This is a genomic window from Ruegeria sp. P10, from assembly GCF_056534925.1.
This window is the reverse complement of sequence record NZ_JBQERJ010000004.1, coordinates 339,750-355,586: the sequence shown is the minus strand read 5'-3', so window position 1 is coordinate 355,586 and position 15,837 is coordinate 339,750. Positions and strand designations below refer to the sequence as shown.

Genomic DNA, 15,837 nt, shown 5'->3' with positions numbered 1-15,837 from the left:
GCTCCTGGCGGAGCGGCCCGATCTTTCGGCAAAAAACCGGCTTAGCCGACCAGTTCGATGCCCGAGAAGAAATATGCGATCTCAACAGCCGCGGTTTCCGGAGCGTCGGAACCGTGAACCGAATTTTCGCCAACCGATTCAGCGAACTCGGCGCGGATGGTGCCCGGTGCTGCGTCCGCCGGGTTGGTTGCACCCATAACTTCACGGTTCTTCGCAATGGCACCTTCGCCTTCCAGAACCTGAACAACGACCGGAGCCGAAGACATGAATTCGCACAGTTCGTCATAGAACGGGCGCTCGGCGTGCACTTCGTAGAACTTGCCGGCTTGTTCCTTGGTCATGTGGATGCGCTTCTGCGCAACGATACGCAGCCCGGCTTCTTCGAACTTGGCGTTGATCTTTCCAGTCAGATTGCGGCGCGTTGCGTCGGGTTTGATGATCGAGAATGTACGTTCCAGTGCCATGTCGGCCTCTCCTTACAATGTGGCGCGGGTCCGCGCCGAAATCCATCGCGCGCCGCGTATCACGGTCTTTCGCTCATGAAAAGTGTTATGATGGTTTGCCTGCCGCTTTGGCGCTCAGAATGTATCCGGCAAAGGGTCTGTCCGGTCCAGACGCCGAACGTAAAGCACTGCAAGCAGACCTGCAAAGCTGCTGGCCCACATCATGCCCAGAACCAGAAACGGCCCGTTTTCAGGGCTGACAAACGCACCCGTCATCGAGGTCAGGATCGCGCCAAGCCCGACCACCATCGCCCCGGACAACCCTGCCGCGCTGCCTGCCAGTTTGGGTCGCACGGACATGACCCCTGCCGAAGCGTTTGCATTGGTCAGTCCATTGCCGAACCCAACGCAGATGGCCGAACCGAAGAATACCCAGACTGACCCCAGCCCGGCGATGAACAGAAGCAATCCGCAGAATGGCCCGGTCGAAGCCACAACGCGGCCGATCAGGATCATTGTGGTCAGACGTGTCCGTGCCGCGATCCGACCAGTAACGAAGTTACCGACCATGAACCCGCCTGTTATGATACCAATCCCAAGTCCCAACATGGCAGGGCTCAGTTCAAACCACGCGGCGGCGACCAATGGCGCACCGGTGATGAAGCTGTAGAACCCACCAATCGAAAACGAAGCGCATAAGGCATAACCCCAGAATCGGCGGGCGCGAAACAGATCCGGATACTCGCGCAATTGGGCTGTAAAAGTTGAAGAGCGGTTTGTATTGGTCTCGCCCATGTCGAACCAAAGCAAAACCAGCAGCCCTGCCCCCAGCACAGTGTAAAGAACAAATCCCGAGCGCCAGCCAAAGAGCATGTCGAGTGTCCCACCCAGCATAGGGCCAAGCATTGGGGCCAAAGCCATGGCCATCGCCACATACCCCAGTTTGCTTGCAGCCTCATTCGGCGGATACCGATCTCTGATCGATGCGCTTGAAAGAACTGACCCAGCCACCACCGCGGCCTGCAAAAGACGAAAGCCCAGAAAGGTCCAAATGGCCTCGGCCAGAGAGCAACCGATTGAGGCGATGACGAAGATGGTGATGCACATCAAAAGTATCGGTCTGCGCCCGTAACGATCGGAAAGCGGACCCATGATCAGTTGCAACACGGCTGAGACCGCCAGATACCCGGCAACCGACAGGTTAACCAAGCCATAATCCACACCGAAATCCGTACTCATTTGGGCCAGAGACGGCAGGAACATGTTCAATGACAAAACCGACAGTGCCGTGGCAAAGATCAGAGTGACCAAGTGCGGAGGTGTCCGGGCCGCGCGCATGTGAAAACCGTTCTGAATAGCAAACGACACAGCGCTATCACATTGCTGAAAGCTTGAACATGCCGAGCCGCTGGCGGTGGCAACACAGCTCTGCTAAGAGCGCCCCATGTTACGGATCGAAGACATCACCTATGCCGTTGAAGGTCGCCCGTTGTTTGACGGCGCAACCGCGACAATTCCCGATGGTCACAAGGTTGGCCTTGTCGGTCGGAACGGAACCGGAAAGACCACGCTGTTCCGCCTGATCCGGGGCGAGTTGGCTTTGGAATCGGGAAATATCTCGGTCCCGAAACGCGCTCGGATTGGTGGCGTGGCGCAAGAGGTGCCCTCCTCTGACGTCTCGCTGATCAACACGGTCTTGGCCGCCGATAGCGAACGCAGTGCATTGATGGCCGAGGCCGAAAGCGCCGAAGACCCGATACGCATCGCTGAGATTCAGACACGTCTGGCCGATATCGACGCCTGGTCCGCCGAGGCCCGCGCAGCTTCGATCCTCAAGGGGTTGGGCTTTGACGACGAAGACCAGCAGCGCCCCTGTTCGGATTTCTCGGGCGGGTGGCGGATGCGCGTTGCGCTGGCGGCGGTGCTGTTTTCTCAGCCCGATCTGCTGCTGCTGGACGAACCGACCAACTATCTGGACCTCGAAGGCGCGCTTTGGCTGGAAAGCTACCTAGCCAAATATCCGCACACGGTCATTATCATCAGCCACGACCGCGGCCTTCTGAACCGCGCCGTGGGGTCGATCCTGCATCTGGAAGACCGCAAGCTGACCTATTACGCGGTGCCCTACGACAAGTTCGCGGAACGCCGTGCGGAACGGCTGGCACAGGCGGAATCGGAAAACGCCAAGGCCAAGGCCCGCATCGCACATCTGCAAAGCTTTGTGGATCGGTTCCGTTATAAGGCGTCGAAGGCCGTTCAGGCCCAGTCGCGCCTGAAGATGATCGAACGCATCCAACTGGTCTCGACCCCGCAAGAGGCCGCCCTGCGCGCCTTCAGCTTTCCGGAACCCGAGGAACTGTCGCCGCCGATCATCCAGATCGAAGGCGGCGTCACCGGCTATGGCGAAACCGAAGTGCTGCGCCGCCTGAACCTGCGTATCGATCAGGATGACCGTATCGCGCTGTTGGGCAAGAACGGACAGGGCAAGTCGACCTTGTCCAAGCTGCTGTCGGACCGGCTGCCCCTCATGGGGGGCAAGATGACCCGCAGCAACAAGCTGCGCATCGGGTATTTCGCACAGCATCAGGTGGATGAGCTTTACGTGGACGAAACGCCGCTGGACCACCTGCGCCGTCTGCGCCCCGACGAAGCGCCGGGCAAGTGGCGCTCGCGTCTGGCCGGGTTCGGGTTAAATGCGGATCAGGCGGAAACCGAGGTCGGGCGCCTGTCGGGCGGACAGAAAGCGCGGCTTTCACTGCTGCTCGCCACGATCGACGCGCCCCATATGCTGATCCTTGATGAGCCGACCAACCACCTTGACATCGAAAGCCGCGAGGCGCTGGTCGAGGCGCTGACGGCCTATTCCGGCGCGGTGGTTCTGGTCAGTCACGACATGCACCTGCTGAGCCTTGTCGCGGATCGTCTCTGGCTGGTTTCGGACGGTACCGTCAAACCTTTCGACGGCGACCTTGAAGCCTATCGGTCCCTGCTGCTGGCGCGCGACAGACCTGTCAGGGAAAAGCCCCGCGCGGTCAAATCGAAACGCCCCCCACGCGAGACGATACTGGCCTTGCGTGCGGATCTGCGCAAATGCGAGGACCGAATCGAAAAGCTGACGGAAATGCACGACAGGCTTTCGACCAAACTGGCCGATCCGGCGCTGTACGAGGACGAAAGGATCAACGATCTGGAAACCTGGAACCGCAAGTTCACCGAAGTCACCGAGGCCATGCAAAAAGCCGAGGCATTGTGGGTCGCGGCCGCCGAACGGCTTGAACAGGCAGAAACCGCATGAGCACGCCCACCACGGACACCGACGCCATGATCGCAGGTATGCAGCCCGACTTGCAGCCCGGTGAATTTGCCTTTGTCGTCTGGCCTGACAACAAACCCTGGCCTGACGGAACACGTGCAAGCTGCGTCGAGGCGGAGGGGTTGTCCCTGATCGTCCCGATTGACAGCGCGCCACAAGACACGGTCGCCATGCACTGCATCACATTGCAGGTTCATTCCTCTCTGGAGGGCGTGGGCCTTACCGCTGCCGTATCTGGTGCTTTGGCGCGGCAGGGAATACCTGCAAACATGGTCGCGGGATATCACCACGACCACATCTATGTCCCCGCAGCGCAGTCGCAAGACGCCTTGCGGGTCCTACAAGACCTGCAACGGAGCAGCAAACAGTGATAGACAGCGCATTCCTGATTACTGCGTTCACGACGCTATTCGTGGTGCTCGACCCGCCTGCGCAAACACCGATCTTTGTGGCACTGACCCAGGGCATGGATTGGAACACGCGCCGCTCGATCGCAATCCGCGCGTGTCTGACGGCGGGCGTCATTCTGGCCATGTTTGCCGCCTTTGGCGAAGCCCTGCTGGGGTTTGTCGGTATCTCGATGGAGGCATTCCGGGTCGCAGGTGGCGTCCTGCTGTTCCTGACAGCGCTCGACATGCTGTTTGAACGCCGAACAAAACGGCGTGAAACCAGCGCCGAGGAAGAAGAGCACCCGGATCCATCGGTCTTTCCGCTGGGCATCCCGCTGATTGCAGGCCCCGGATCGATTGCAACGATGATCCTGCTTGCGGGTCAGCAGCCCGGTATACAGGGGTTGGCCATCGTCATCGGTGTGATGCTGGTCGTGCTGGCGATGGTGTTCGTGATGTATCTGACATCCGGCGCTGTGGCCCGTATTCTGGGCAAGACCGGGCTGAACGTGCTGACCCGCCTGCTGGGCATGTTGCTGGCAGCTTTGTCGGTTCAGTTCATCTTGGATGGCCTCAAGGCCTTTGGATTTGCGTCCTGAATTCCCATGTATCACTCAGATAGTCTTGTTGGGATAACGGTATGGATGGCGACAGCATTGCACGTTTGGCGTATCTGAGCTTGCTCGGCGCAGCGGTGGTGGCCTGGTTCATCTCTCAGAACCGGCAATCGCTGAACAAGACCCTGCAACAGATGATGGCCTGGGTGTTCATCTTTATTGGCGTGATAGCCGTCATCGGCTTGTGGGAAGACATACGGTCTTCGGTTGGCCCTGCCCCGCAGATGACCGTCACCGGCAACGCGATCGAGGTGCCTCGTGCCTATGATGGTCACTATTACCTTCCGGTTTTGGTGAATGGTGAGCCGATCAACTTTCTTGTCGACACCGGCGCCAGCCAGATCGTTCTCAGTGCCCGGGACGCAGAACGTGTAGGCATCGATCCCGATCAACTGAACTATTTCGGCCGCGCCCTGACCGCCAACGGCGAGGTGCGCACGGCGCCGGTGCGGCTTGACACCCTGACCGCAGGGCCCATTACCGACCAGAACGTATCGGCCTGGGTCAATGAGGGCGAGCTGGACAAGTCGCTTCTGGGGATGGAATATCTGCATCGTTTCTCGAGCGTCCAATTTGCAAATGGTAAGTTGATCTTGTCTCGTTGACGGCCCGGGCAGCTTGAGAACAAAAATAGAACATGCTAGTGTTCCGGCATGTCCACTCAGCTTCTTGGCCACAAAACTGCGCGTCAGGCACCGGGGGTAAAGCTCCATCCGCAGATCACCCTGGAACTGGGCCGCGTGCACGAGGCATGCGGCCCCGCCCGGCGCAGCTTTGCCATGTGGCTGGCCAGTCAGACGCAGGGGCCGGTCTTGTGGATTTCCCCCGCCTGGGAACCCGGCCAGCTGAACCCCGATGGGATGATGGCCTTTGCCGATCCGGCCCGGTTCATATTTGTTCATCCCACCCGTGCCGAAGATCTGCTGTGGTGCCTGGAGGAGGCGCTGCGCAGCGGGGCCATTCCGCTGATAATCGGCGACCTGCCCGGCGCACCGGGGCTCACGCCGATACGCCGGATGCATCTGGCTGCCGAACAGGGGGGTGCGATGGGGCGGGCTCCGCTTGGTTTGCTGCTGACACCCGGAGATGGCGGCGCGCAAGGGGTTGAAACGCGCTGGCACATGGCGGCCACCCATCGGGATGAGGCTCGGATCTGGGCTCTGACACGCCGCCGCGCCCGTGCCCTGCCCCCGGTCACATGGCAGGCCACCATGACCGCCGCTCGTGCCGGGTTGCATCTGGAACGGATCGAAACCGAAGACACACCAGCATAAAGCCACACGGATCACGCAAGAAGTGACTGGTCAAAACCCGGGCCGCGCCCTAGCGTCACGACATGAGCCATCCGATCCATGACAGCCGCTATTCCTGGCTTCGCCTTCTGATCACGCTCGCCATTGCAACAGTGGCGAATGTCGGCATGTGGGCCGTGATCGTGGTCATGCCCGCAGTTGAAACCGAATTCGGGGCCGGTCGTGCCGAAGCCTCGATGCCGTACACTCTGGCAATGATCGGTTTTGCCCTGGGCAACATGTGGCTGGGGCAGGTAGTGGACCGGCTGGGCGTCACCAGCGCCCTGATCGGAGCAGCCGTCTTAAGTGCGCTGAGCTACGTGCTGGCAACGCTGGCACCAAGCATAATGTTGCTATCCGCGGCACATCTCCTGCTGGGGCTGGGCACATCGATTGGGTTTGGCCCGCTGATCGCAGATATCTCACATTGGTTCATGAAACGGCGCGGCATTGCCGTCGCGTTGGTCGCCAGTGGGAATTACCTGTCCGGCGCCATCTGGCCCACCATGCTGTCCGGAATTCTGGCGCGGGATGGATGGCAACAGGTCTATCTGACGCTCGCCGTGCTGACGCTTGTCGTCGTCATTCCCCTGTCGCTGCTGCTACGCCGCAGGGTTCCGGTCGAGGCACACAGCACCGCCGCAGCATCCGCCAAAATCAATGCACGAAGTGTCGGTGTATCACCGCGCGCGCTCCAATATATTCTGGGCGTGGCCGGGATCGGTTGTTGTGTCGCCATGTCGATGCCACAGGTTCATATCGTCTCCTATTGCGTCGGGCTGGGATATGGGCCCGCGGTCGGGGCCGAGATGCTGTCACTGATGTTATTGGGTGGTGTTGTCAGCCGGATCATCTCGGGTTTGTTGGCAGATCGGCTGGGCGGGGTCCTGACGCTTTTGATCGGTTCGCTCCTGCAATGTATCGCCTTGTTCCTGTTCCTGCCCTACGATGGAATGGTGTCGCTTTATGCCATCAGTCTGCTCTTTGGTCTGGCACAGGGCGGCATCGTGCCCAGCTATGCGTTGATTGTCCGCGAATACATGCCGCCGCAAGAAGCTGGTGCGCGCGTCGGGTTCGTCATGATGATGACTATTCTTGGCATGGCACTCGGTGGCTGGATGTCAGGATGGATCTACGACCTCACCGGAAGCTACCAACTGGCGTTCGTGAATGGCATCCTTTGGAACGGTCTGAACATTGCAATCGTTCTGATGCTGCTCAGAAGATCCCGCCCTACACGGGAAGGCGTCATGGCATGACCCTTCTGACCCGTCGCAGCCTGCTTGCCGGGCTGGCAACCCTGCCCCTGACCCGGGCAGCACAAGCCGCATTGCGGCCATACATCCTGTCGGATGAAGGCACCCGGGTCGGGTTCACCTTTGATCTTGCGGGGGTGACACAGTCAGGGACGATGCCGATCCGGACCGCCGATGTTCAGATTGACACAGGTCGGCTACAGAACAGCCAGGTCACGGTGACACTGGACGTCAGCAAAGCCAGAACACGGCTGCCCTTTGCCCGTATGCCCATGCTCAGCCCCAGCGTTTTGGACGCGAAACAGCACCCAACGATCCGGTTTGTGTCAACAGACATACAACTGGGCGCGGAAGGGCGAATATCAGATGGCGCTCGGATCACGGGTGATCTGACGGTCCGCGGCGTGACCCGCCCGATCACATTGGAGGCCAATCTGTACCGGCAGGCGGGAAGTGCGGCAAACGATCTCAGCCGTCTGACCTTTGGTCTGAAGGGCGCCTTGAACCGGCACGACTTCGGAGCTTCGGGCTATCCTGACCTGGTTGATGACACTGTCGGCCTGGACATCCGCGCCGAGATCATACGCGCGACCTGATCGCCGAACGGCAAAAAACGACTCGCTAAAGTCGAATTGATGCGCGCATTGTGCGGCGACCCTGCCAATCTGAGACCACCATGCGCACGATCATTTCATTTGCCGCCCTGTTTCTTTCGGTCATTCTGCTTCAGCTTTCGACAGGAGGCGTCGGGCCACTCGATGCCATTTCCGGCATCACGCTGGATTTCACGACCGAGCAGATCGGTCTTTTGGGGTCTTCGCACTTTCTGGGGTTTTTCATCGGCTGCTGGTGGGCGCCACGTCTGATGGGCAATGTTGGTCATTCGCGCGCATTTGCAGTTTGCACCGCGTTGGGTGCGATGGGTCTCATCGGACATACGCTGACCGAAAACCCATATATCTGGGCCGCCCTTCGTGTGGCCTCGGGCACCTGCGTCGCAGGCGCTTACACGGTGATCGAGGCCTGGCTGAACGCGAAGGTCACCAATGAAACCCGAGGACGTGCAATGGGAACGTACCGGATCGCGGATATGGGCGCGTCCCTGTGCGCCCAGTTGATTATCGCCGTTCTGCCCCCGGCCTCTTACGTCTCGTACAACCTGCTGGCGATCCTGTGCTGTGCGTCACTTCTGCCGCTGACGCTGACCAAAGCAAGCCAACCCAAAACACCCGACGCGCCCCGTCTGAAACCCAAGCTGGCTTGGCGCAGCTCACCCTTGGCCGTGGCTGGCGTGATCGTGGCCGCGCTCAGTTCGGCCTCGTTCCGAATGGTGGGTCCGGTTTACGGGCAAGAGGTCGGACTGGGCGTCGATCAGATCGCATTCTTCCTGGCCTCTTTCGTACTGGGTGGAGCGCTTGCTCAATACCCAGTCGGCTGGCTGGCTGATAAATATGACCGGCGCTGGGTGCTGATCTGGCTGTCAGCTGCCGCGGTATTCAGCTGCGGCGTCACCATGGCGGCCAGCGGCACCGGAACGATCGGAGTCATGTCGGCGGCCGTGTTCTTTGGTCTGACAACCTTCCCGATCTTCTCGGTCTCTTCCGCCCACGCAAACGACTTTGCCACGTCCGAGGAACGGGTGGAACTCTCGGCTGCCCTGATGTTCTGGTTTGCCTTGGGGGCAATTGCATCGCCCTACATAACCTCGACCCTGATCCAGCAATTTGGCCCCGGTGCCCTTTTTGCCTTCGTGGCGTTCGGGCATGTCTTCCTGATCGTGTTTGGTCTAGCGCGGATGCGGTCTCGCCCCACCCCCGAGGAGCGCACGAATTATGTTTACGCCCCGCGCACCTCATTCACGATTGGTCGCCTTCTGAAACGATCACGGGAAGACTGAACAACCCAACGCCCCCGTTTTTGGATGTCTTTTGTGATCGCCCCGTCCTTTTCGGTCGGTTCGGTATGGAACAAGGAGAAGGCGCTGCCACTCGGAGTCGCAGCGTTGAGATCCCTCTGTTCACTTCAGTGGCATTTTACGTCTCCGGAACGCGATCCAGACCGTCGCGGCAGCACGATTTTCCTTCCCTTCGGGGTCTAAATCGACAAGCAAGTCAATGCCGGGCTTTTGCTGGGCGATCACATCATGTAGACGGGCGCGCAGACAGTTACGCGGAAACGGATCATGGCTCGGATTCTCATCACCTCGGCGATCCCCTACATCAACGGGATCAAACACCTCGGCAATCTGATCGGCTCGCAATTACCGGCTGATTTGTACGCACGTTACCAGCGTGGCCGGGGGAACGAGGTCATGTTCCTGTGCGCCACGGATGAACACGGCACACCCGCCGAGCTGGCCGCCGCCAAGGCTGGCAAGCCGGTGGCGGAATATTGCGCCGACATGTATGCGATTCAGGCCGATATCGCCAACCGGTTTGGTCTCAGCTTCGATCACTTCGGCCGCTCGTCCAGCGACCAGAACAAGCGCCTGACCCAGCATTTTGCGGGCAAGCTGGATGACGCGGGCCTGATCCGCGAAGTCAGCGAGAAACAGGTGTATTCCAACGCCGATGGCCGCTTTCTGCCTGACCGGTATATCGAAGGCACCTGCCCTAATTGCGGCTATGATCGCGCACGCGGCGACCAGTGCGAAAACTGCACCAAACAATTGGATCCGACGGACCTGATCGAGCCGCGCTCGGCCATTTCCGGATCCACCGATCTGGAAGTGCGCGAGACCAAGCACCTGTATCTGCGTCAATCCGCGATGAAGGACAAGCTGGATGCGTGGATCGACAGCAAGACGGACTGGCCGGTCCTGACCACTTCGATTGCCAAGAAGTGGCTGCATGATGGCGACGGGTTGCAGGACCGTGGCATTACCCGCGATCTGGACTGGGGTGTACCGGTCAAGAAAGGCGATCAGGATTGGCCGGGGATGGAAGGCAAGGTCTTTTACGTCTGGTTCGACGCCCCCATCGAATACATCGCCTGCGCCAAGGAATGGGCCGATGCCAACGGCAGGACCGATGCGGATTGGGAACGCTGGTGGCGCACCGACAAGGGCGCGGACGACGTGCGCTATGTCCAGTTCATGGGCAAGGACAACGTGCCGTTCCATACCCTGTCCTTCCCAGCCACCATCCTAGGCACCAACGCGCATAATGAAGAGGCCGGATCACCCGAGCGCTGGAAGCTGGTGGATTACATCAAGTCGTTCAACTACCTGAATTATGACGGCGGCCAGTTTTCGACCAGCCAGGGCCGTGGCGTGTTCATGGATCAGGCGCTGGACATTCTGCCTGCCGATTACTGGCGCTGGTGGCTGCTGAGCCATGCACCCGAAAGCAGCGACAGCGAATTTACCTGGGAGAATTTCCAGCAATCGGTGAATAAGGACCTTGCAGACGTTCTGGGCAACTTTGTCAGCCGCATCACCAAATTCTGCCGCTCGAAATTTGGTGAGACCGTGCCCGAAGGTGGACAGTTCGGCCCCCGCGAACAGGCCTTGATCGAAGAGCTCACCAAACGTGTCCGCGCCTATGAAGGCCATATGGAGGCGATGGAGGTTCGCAAATCCGCGCAGGAGCTGCGGGCAATCTGGGTCGCAGGAAATGAATATCTACAGGCCGCAGCTCCGTGGTCGACATTCAAGGAAGACCCGGAGCAGGCCGCCGCGCAGGTACGTCTTGGCCTGAACCTGATCCGGCTTTACGCCGTTCTCAGCGCACCGTTCATCCCCGAAACCTCGGCCCGTATGCTGAGCGCGATGAACACTCTGGATACCAGCTGGCCCGATGATGTTGCCACCGCATTGAACGCCTTGCCGTCCGGCCACGACTTTGCCGTGCCAGACGTTCTGTTCGCCAAGATAACGGATGAACAGCGCGAAGAATGGCAGGACAGGTTCGCGGGAACTCGCGACTGATCGGTCCGGCACAATAGACCCGGGGGGCCCATTTCGGGCCCCTTTTGTTTGGGCCACGCGGCCGCGTCAGGGCCTAAGCCAGCATAAGTGCTTGAACTTTTGACCTCCGCCCTGACCAGCGCGGGACTCATCACGCTTGAGATATCGGCACAAAAAAGTCATCCTGAGACAAGGTTCCTCCGACTCGCGTCGCCGTGGCGACTGGGTCGGTATCTTTTGTTTCTGCATCGATCGAGGCTTTCGCCATGTCCCCAGCATTCCTTTCACCCAACAAGACCAGCAGGCATTTGGCCGCCGCATTCATGCTGATGTCCTTGGGTTTGGCGCATCCGGCGACCGCGCAGGAAGAAGGGGCACCGCCAAAGGTTTCGATAGCGGCGGCCTATACCGAGGAAATCACCGACGAAGCCACGTTCATCGGACGCGCCGAGGCAATCAACAAGGTCGATATCGTGGCGCGGGTGAACGGATTTCTCAACAGCCGCGAGGTCGAGGATGGGGCGACCGTCAAAGAAGGCGATCTGCTGTTCACCATCGAACCCGACCTGTACGAGGCGACGCTTGAGGCCCGAAAGGCCGATCTGAACCGGGCCGAAGCAAATCTTGAACTGGCAAAGGTCGATCTGGCGCGTAAAGAAGAACTTTACAAACGCGACGCGACACCAGAGTCAGAACGCGACATTGCCCGCGCCAACGAACTGGTCGCCGAGGCAGAGGTGAAGGCGGCCAATGCTGCAATCCAGCAGGCCGAGCTTGACCTGAGCTACACGCAGATACATGCGCCATTCGACGGCCGTATCGGCAGGATCACGACCAGCGTCGGAGATGTGGTAGGCCCAAACAATCCTCCTCTGGTCAATATCGTCAGCGAGACGCCCATATATGTGAATTTCTCGTTGAACGAAAAGCTCTTCACCTCAGTCTTGCAGACTTATGGTGAAAACTCGGCATCGCTGGCGGAAAGCCCGCAAAGCCCGAATGTGCACGTCATCCTGCCCAACGGCACCAAGATGGATGAAGTCGGCAGAATTGTATTCGTTGACAACCGTATCGACCCATTGACCGGCGCAATTACCATTCGCGCCCAGTTCGACAACGCGGACCGGCTGATTCTGGATGGCGCTTTTGTGAATGTGCAGATCGAAGCGCTGGAACCGACCTTGCAGGTGTTGGTGCCTCAAGCCGCCTTGCAGCGCGATCAGCGGGGTGAGTTTGTCCTGGTGGTCAACGACAAGCAGATGGTTGAACAGCGTTACATCACCACCGGTGACACGGTCGGAACCGCGATTATCGTGCTGGACGGGCTGCGCGAAGGCGAAAGCGTCATTGTCGAGGGCCTGCAACGGGTTCGCCCCGGCGTCGCTGTTGACGCAGTCGTCGCCTCTGAACAACCGGGAGAGTAACAGATGTTCTCAGCCCTGTTCATCAGCCGGCCCAAGCTGGCGCTCGTCATTTCGCTGGTGCTGACCATCATGGGCGGTATCGGATACCTTGTGCTGCCGGTCGCGCAGTTTCCCGATATCACCCCGCCCGTGGTCAACGTCTCGACCACCTATACCGGCGCAAACGCCGAGACCGTTGAAAATACCGTTGCCGCGCCGATCGAGGCGCAGGTCAACGGTGTGGACGACATGATCTACATGACGTCCAGATCATCGGACAACGGGTCCTATTCGCTGGATGTGACCTTTGAGGTCGGCACCGATCCTGACATCGCATCGGTCAACGTTCAAAACCGGGTGGCGCAGGCCATGTCGTCGCTGCCAGCCGAAGTGACTTCGTCCGGCGTGGTGACACAGAAATCTTCGACCAACATGCTGATGCTGGTCACTCTGACCTCACCAAATGGGACCTATGACAGTGTGTTCCTGTCGAACTATGCCTCGATCAATCTGCGCGATGCGCTGGCCCGCGTGCAGGGCGTCGGCAAGGCCGATGTTCTGACCAACCTTGAATACGCCATGCGGATCTGGATGGACCCGGACAAGATGGCGGCGCTGTCCATCACACCGGGGGATGTCATCAATGCGATCCGGGAACAGAATATCGAAGTATCCGCCGGTTCGATCGGTGCGCCACCCGTTCCCGAAGGGCAGACGTTTCAATACACGATTAAATCCAAAGGCCGTCTGACCTCCGCAGAGGAATTCGGTGACATTGTCATCCGGACAGGTGACGCCGGTGCCATCGTCCGCGTCAAAGACATCGCCCGGGTAGAGCTTGGCGCGGAATATTATGCGGCTTCCGGCTATTTTCAGGCGGTTCCAGCCACGGTTATCGGCATCTATCAGGCCCCCGGTGCAAACGCTTTGGCGGTTTCGGAACGCGTGCAGGCGGAATTGGAGCGGCTGTCCCGCGCCTTTCCGACAGATGTCGAATATGATGTCCCCTTCAACACGACCGACTTTGTCGAGGCGTCTTTGAACGATGTGGTCTCGACCCTGATCCTGACCTTCATTCTGGTTATTTCGGTTGTGTTCGTGTTCCTTGGAAGTTGGCGCGCAACGATCATTCCGGCGGTGGCAATCCCGGTATCCCTGATCGGTACTTTTGCCTTCCTGCTGGCGTTTGGGATGTCGCTGAACACCATCTCGCTGTTCGCCTTGGTGCTGGCCATCGGTATCGTGGTGGATGACGCCATCGTCGTCGTCGAAAACGTGGAGCGCATCATTGCCGATGAAGGGTTGCCCCCTGCTGAAGCCACCCGTAAAGCCATGGGCCAGATCACGGGGCCGGTCATCGCGACCACACTGGTTCTTTTGGCGGTGTTCGTGCCGGTCACGTTCATGCCCGGCATCTCGGGGCGGCTGTATTCCCAATTTGCCATAACGATCTCGACCGCTGTCGTAATCTCTTCCATCAACGCTCTGACCCTTTCGCCCGCCCTGTGCGGCTTAGTTCTTCGTCCCCGGTCCGGCCCTCCCAAAGGGGTGCTTGCGATGTTCGAAAACTTCATCGGCACCGTGCGCAACGGCTATGTGGCCATTGTACGAAAGCTGTTGGTTTTTCCGGCCATTGCGCTGGCCATCGTGGTTGGGCTTGGCATGGGAACCGGAACAATCATGTCCAACACCTCGGCCGGGTTTATTCCGCTTGAAGACAACGGGTATCTGTTCGTTGATGTTCAGTTGCCTGATGCCGCAACGTTGGAACGGACCGAGGCAGTAACTGCTCGTCTTGACGAACAGATAAGTGAAATCCCGGGCGTCGCGAGCACGGTTCTGGTCAACGGCTTTTCGATGCTGAACGGCACTATCACCAACGGCGCTGCAATTTTCGTCAACCTCGAAAACTGGAGCGAACGGCAGGAAGAGGATCTGAGCGCGGACGCCATTCTGGCCAAAGTGCTGGCGATCGCGAACGGTGAATCAGCAGCTTCGGTCCTTGCTTTCAACCCACCGCCCATCCAGGGCCTTGGTATGTCCGCCGGTGTCGAGATGGAAGTTCAGCAAACCGGTGGTGGCACTCCGCAGGATCTGGCCTCGGCCGTGGGTTCGTTCGTGTATTCGGCCAATCAGAGGCCCGAGATTGGGCAGGCCTATACGACCTTCCGCGCCAACGTCCCACAGCTGTTCGTTGATCTGGACCGCGAAAAAGCCAAAACGCTGAATGTCTCGGTCGCCGAGATATTTCAGACCATGCAGGCGCAGCTGGGATCTTACTATGTCAATGACTTCAACCTGTTCGGCCGTGTCTATCGCGTGATGATTCAGGCCGATGGGACCTATCGGGACAATGTCGAAGATATCGCGAACCTCTATGTCCGTTCTCAAAACGGAGACATGGTGCCGCTAGGGACACTGATCGACGTTGAAAACGTGCTGGGTCCGGTTCTGCTGAAGCGCCACAACCTGTTCCGGTCGGCCACTGTGACGGCGGTCCCTGCACCCGGCTTGTCCAGCGGCGATGCAATCAACGTGATGACCGAAGAATCCGCGACCGCCCTGCCCCCGGGCTATGCGTTCGAATGGACAGGGACAGCGCAGCAGCAGCTGGCCTCGGGAAGTCTGGTGATCATCATCCTCGGGCTTGCCATCCTGTTCGGTTACTTGTTCCTGGTGGGTCAGTATGAAAGTTGGACGCTACCTGTTTCAATCCTGCTTTCCGTTGTCGTTGCTTTGTTTGGGGCCGTGGCGGCGGTGGCCATCGTGGGAAGTGACATCAACCTCTATACGCAGATCGGTATGATCATGCTTGTCGGGCTGGCCTCGAAAAACGGTATTCTGATCGTCGAGTTCGCCATGGAGCAACGCGCCAAGGGGCTGTCCATCAAAGAGGCCGCAGCAGAGGCGGCATATCAGCGTTTCCGCGCTGTGATGATGACTGCGCTGTCCTTCCTACTTGGCGTTGTCCCCCTGCTGGCCGCCAACGGAGCCGGTGCCGCCAGCCAGAAAGCGATTGGTGTCGCGGTATTTGGCGGGATGCTGGCCGCAACGCTGGTTGGTGTGATCGTGGTGCCCGTGCTCTATGCCCTGATGCAAGGCATGCGGGAATGGTTGAAGGGCAACAAGAGCGACCCCGACCCTACGGAAAAAGCCGCCTGAACACCGAAAGCCCCATCTGAACTGATGGGGCTTTTTTGCAATTCCGCTACTAGGA

Annotated in this window: 13 protein-coding genes; 11 read left to right on the top strand and 2 right to left on the bottom strand. The window is 59.2% G+C overall.

Features of this window, described 5'->3' with window-relative positions:
* Window positions 1–41 precede the first annotated feature (41 nt).
* Window positions 42–464, bottom strand: coding sequence for a nucleoside-diphosphate kinase (ndk, locus tag ACR0FB_RS09620; RefSeq protein WP_068334875.1), 423 nt, complete (start codon window positions 462–464; stop codon window positions 42–44).
* A 114-nt stretch (window positions 465–578) separates the two neighbouring features.
* A complete protein-coding gene (locus ACR0FB_RS09615) occupies window positions 579–1,781 on the bottom strand; it encodes a multidrug effflux MFS transporter (RefSeq protein ID WP_480619988.1) in 1,203 nt (400 codons plus the stop codon).
* A gap of 106 nt (window positions 1,782–1,887) precedes the next feature.
* Here ACR0FB_RS09615 and ACR0FB_RS09610 point away from each other — a divergent pair, with 106 nt between their 5' ends.
* The 11 genes from ACR0FB_RS09610 (at window position 1,888) to ACR0FB_RS09560 (ending at window position 15,782) form a co-directional block, all read left to right on the top strand.
* Window positions 1,888–3,738 carry an ABC-F family ATP-binding cassette domain-containing protein gene (locus ACR0FB_RS09610; RefSeq protein ID WP_480490010.1) on the top strand — a complete coding sequence of 617 codons (1,851 nt, stop codon included), beginning with the start codon at window positions 1,888–1,890 and terminating at the stop codon, window positions 3,736–3,738.
* Window positions 3,735–4,127, top strand: coding sequence for an ACT domain-containing protein (locus tag ACR0FB_RS09605; protein WP_480619203.1), 393 nt, complete (start codon window positions 3,735–3,737; stop codon window positions 4,125–4,127). Before ACR0FB_RS09610 ends, ACR0FB_RS09605 begins: the two co-directional genes overlap by 4 nt.
* Window positions 4,124–4,744 (top strand): MarC family protein, encoded by a 621-nt coding sequence (locus ACR0FB_RS09600; protein ID WP_171632979.1) that lies wholly within the window; start codon window positions 4,124–4,126, stop codon window positions 4,742–4,744. The genes ACR0FB_RS09605 and ACR0FB_RS09600 overlap by 4 nt, the downstream gene beginning before the upstream one ends.
* A 41-nt stretch (window positions 4,745–4,785) precedes the next feature.
* On the top strand, window positions 4,786–5,367 hold the full coding sequence (locus ACR0FB_RS09595; protein WP_171632981.1) for a retropepsin-like aspartic protease family protein: 582 nt from the start codon (window positions 4,786–4,788) through the stop codon (window positions 5,365–5,367).
* A gap of 48 nt (window positions 5,368–5,415) precedes the next feature.
* Complete coding sequence (locus ACR0FB_RS09590) at window positions 5,416–6,036, top strand: ImuA family protein (RefSeq protein ID WP_152457744.1); 621 nt, start codon at window positions 5,416–5,418, stop codon at window positions 6,034–6,036.
* Between the two features lie 62 nt (window positions 6,037–6,098).
* Complete coding sequence (locus ACR0FB_RS09585) at window positions 6,099–7,313, top strand: MFS transporter (protein WP_480619200.1); 1,215 nt, start codon at window positions 6,099–6,101, stop codon at window positions 7,311–7,313.
* Window positions 7,310–7,906 (top strand): YceI family protein, encoded by a 597-nt coding sequence (locus ACR0FB_RS09580; protein ID WP_171632986.1) that lies wholly within the window; start codon window positions 7,310–7,312, stop codon window positions 7,904–7,906. The genes ACR0FB_RS09585 and ACR0FB_RS09580 overlap by 4 nt, the downstream gene beginning before the upstream one ends.
* 80 nt (window positions 7,907–7,986) lie before the next feature.
* Window positions 7,987–9,207: an MFS transporter gene (locus ACR0FB_RS09575; protein ID WP_171632989.1), complete on the top strand. Its 1,221-nt coding sequence runs from the start codon at window positions 7,987–7,989 to the stop codon at window positions 9,205–9,207.
* A 285-nt stretch (window positions 9,208–9,492) separates the two neighbouring features.
* Window positions 9,493–11,238 carry a methionine--tRNA ligase gene (gene metG / locus ACR0FB_RS09570; RefSeq protein WP_480619198.1) on the top strand — a complete coding sequence of 582 codons (1,746 nt, stop codon included), beginning with the start codon at window positions 9,493–9,495 and terminating at the stop codon, window positions 11,236–11,238.
* 302 nt (window positions 11,239–11,540) lie between these two features.
* Window positions 11,541–12,641: an efflux RND transporter periplasmic adaptor subunit gene (locus tag ACR0FB_RS09565; RefSeq protein WP_171639648.1), complete on the top strand. Its 1,101-nt coding sequence runs from the start codon at window positions 11,541–11,543 to the stop codon at window positions 12,639–12,641.
* 3 nt (window positions 12,642–12,644) lie between these two features.
* Window positions 12,645–15,782 carry an efflux RND transporter permease subunit gene (locus ACR0FB_RS09560; protein ID WP_171632997.1) on the top strand — a complete coding sequence of 1,046 codons (3,138 nt, stop codon included), beginning with the start codon at window positions 12,645–12,647 and terminating at the stop codon, window positions 15,780–15,782.
* Window positions 15,783–15,837: the final 55 nt, after the last annotated feature.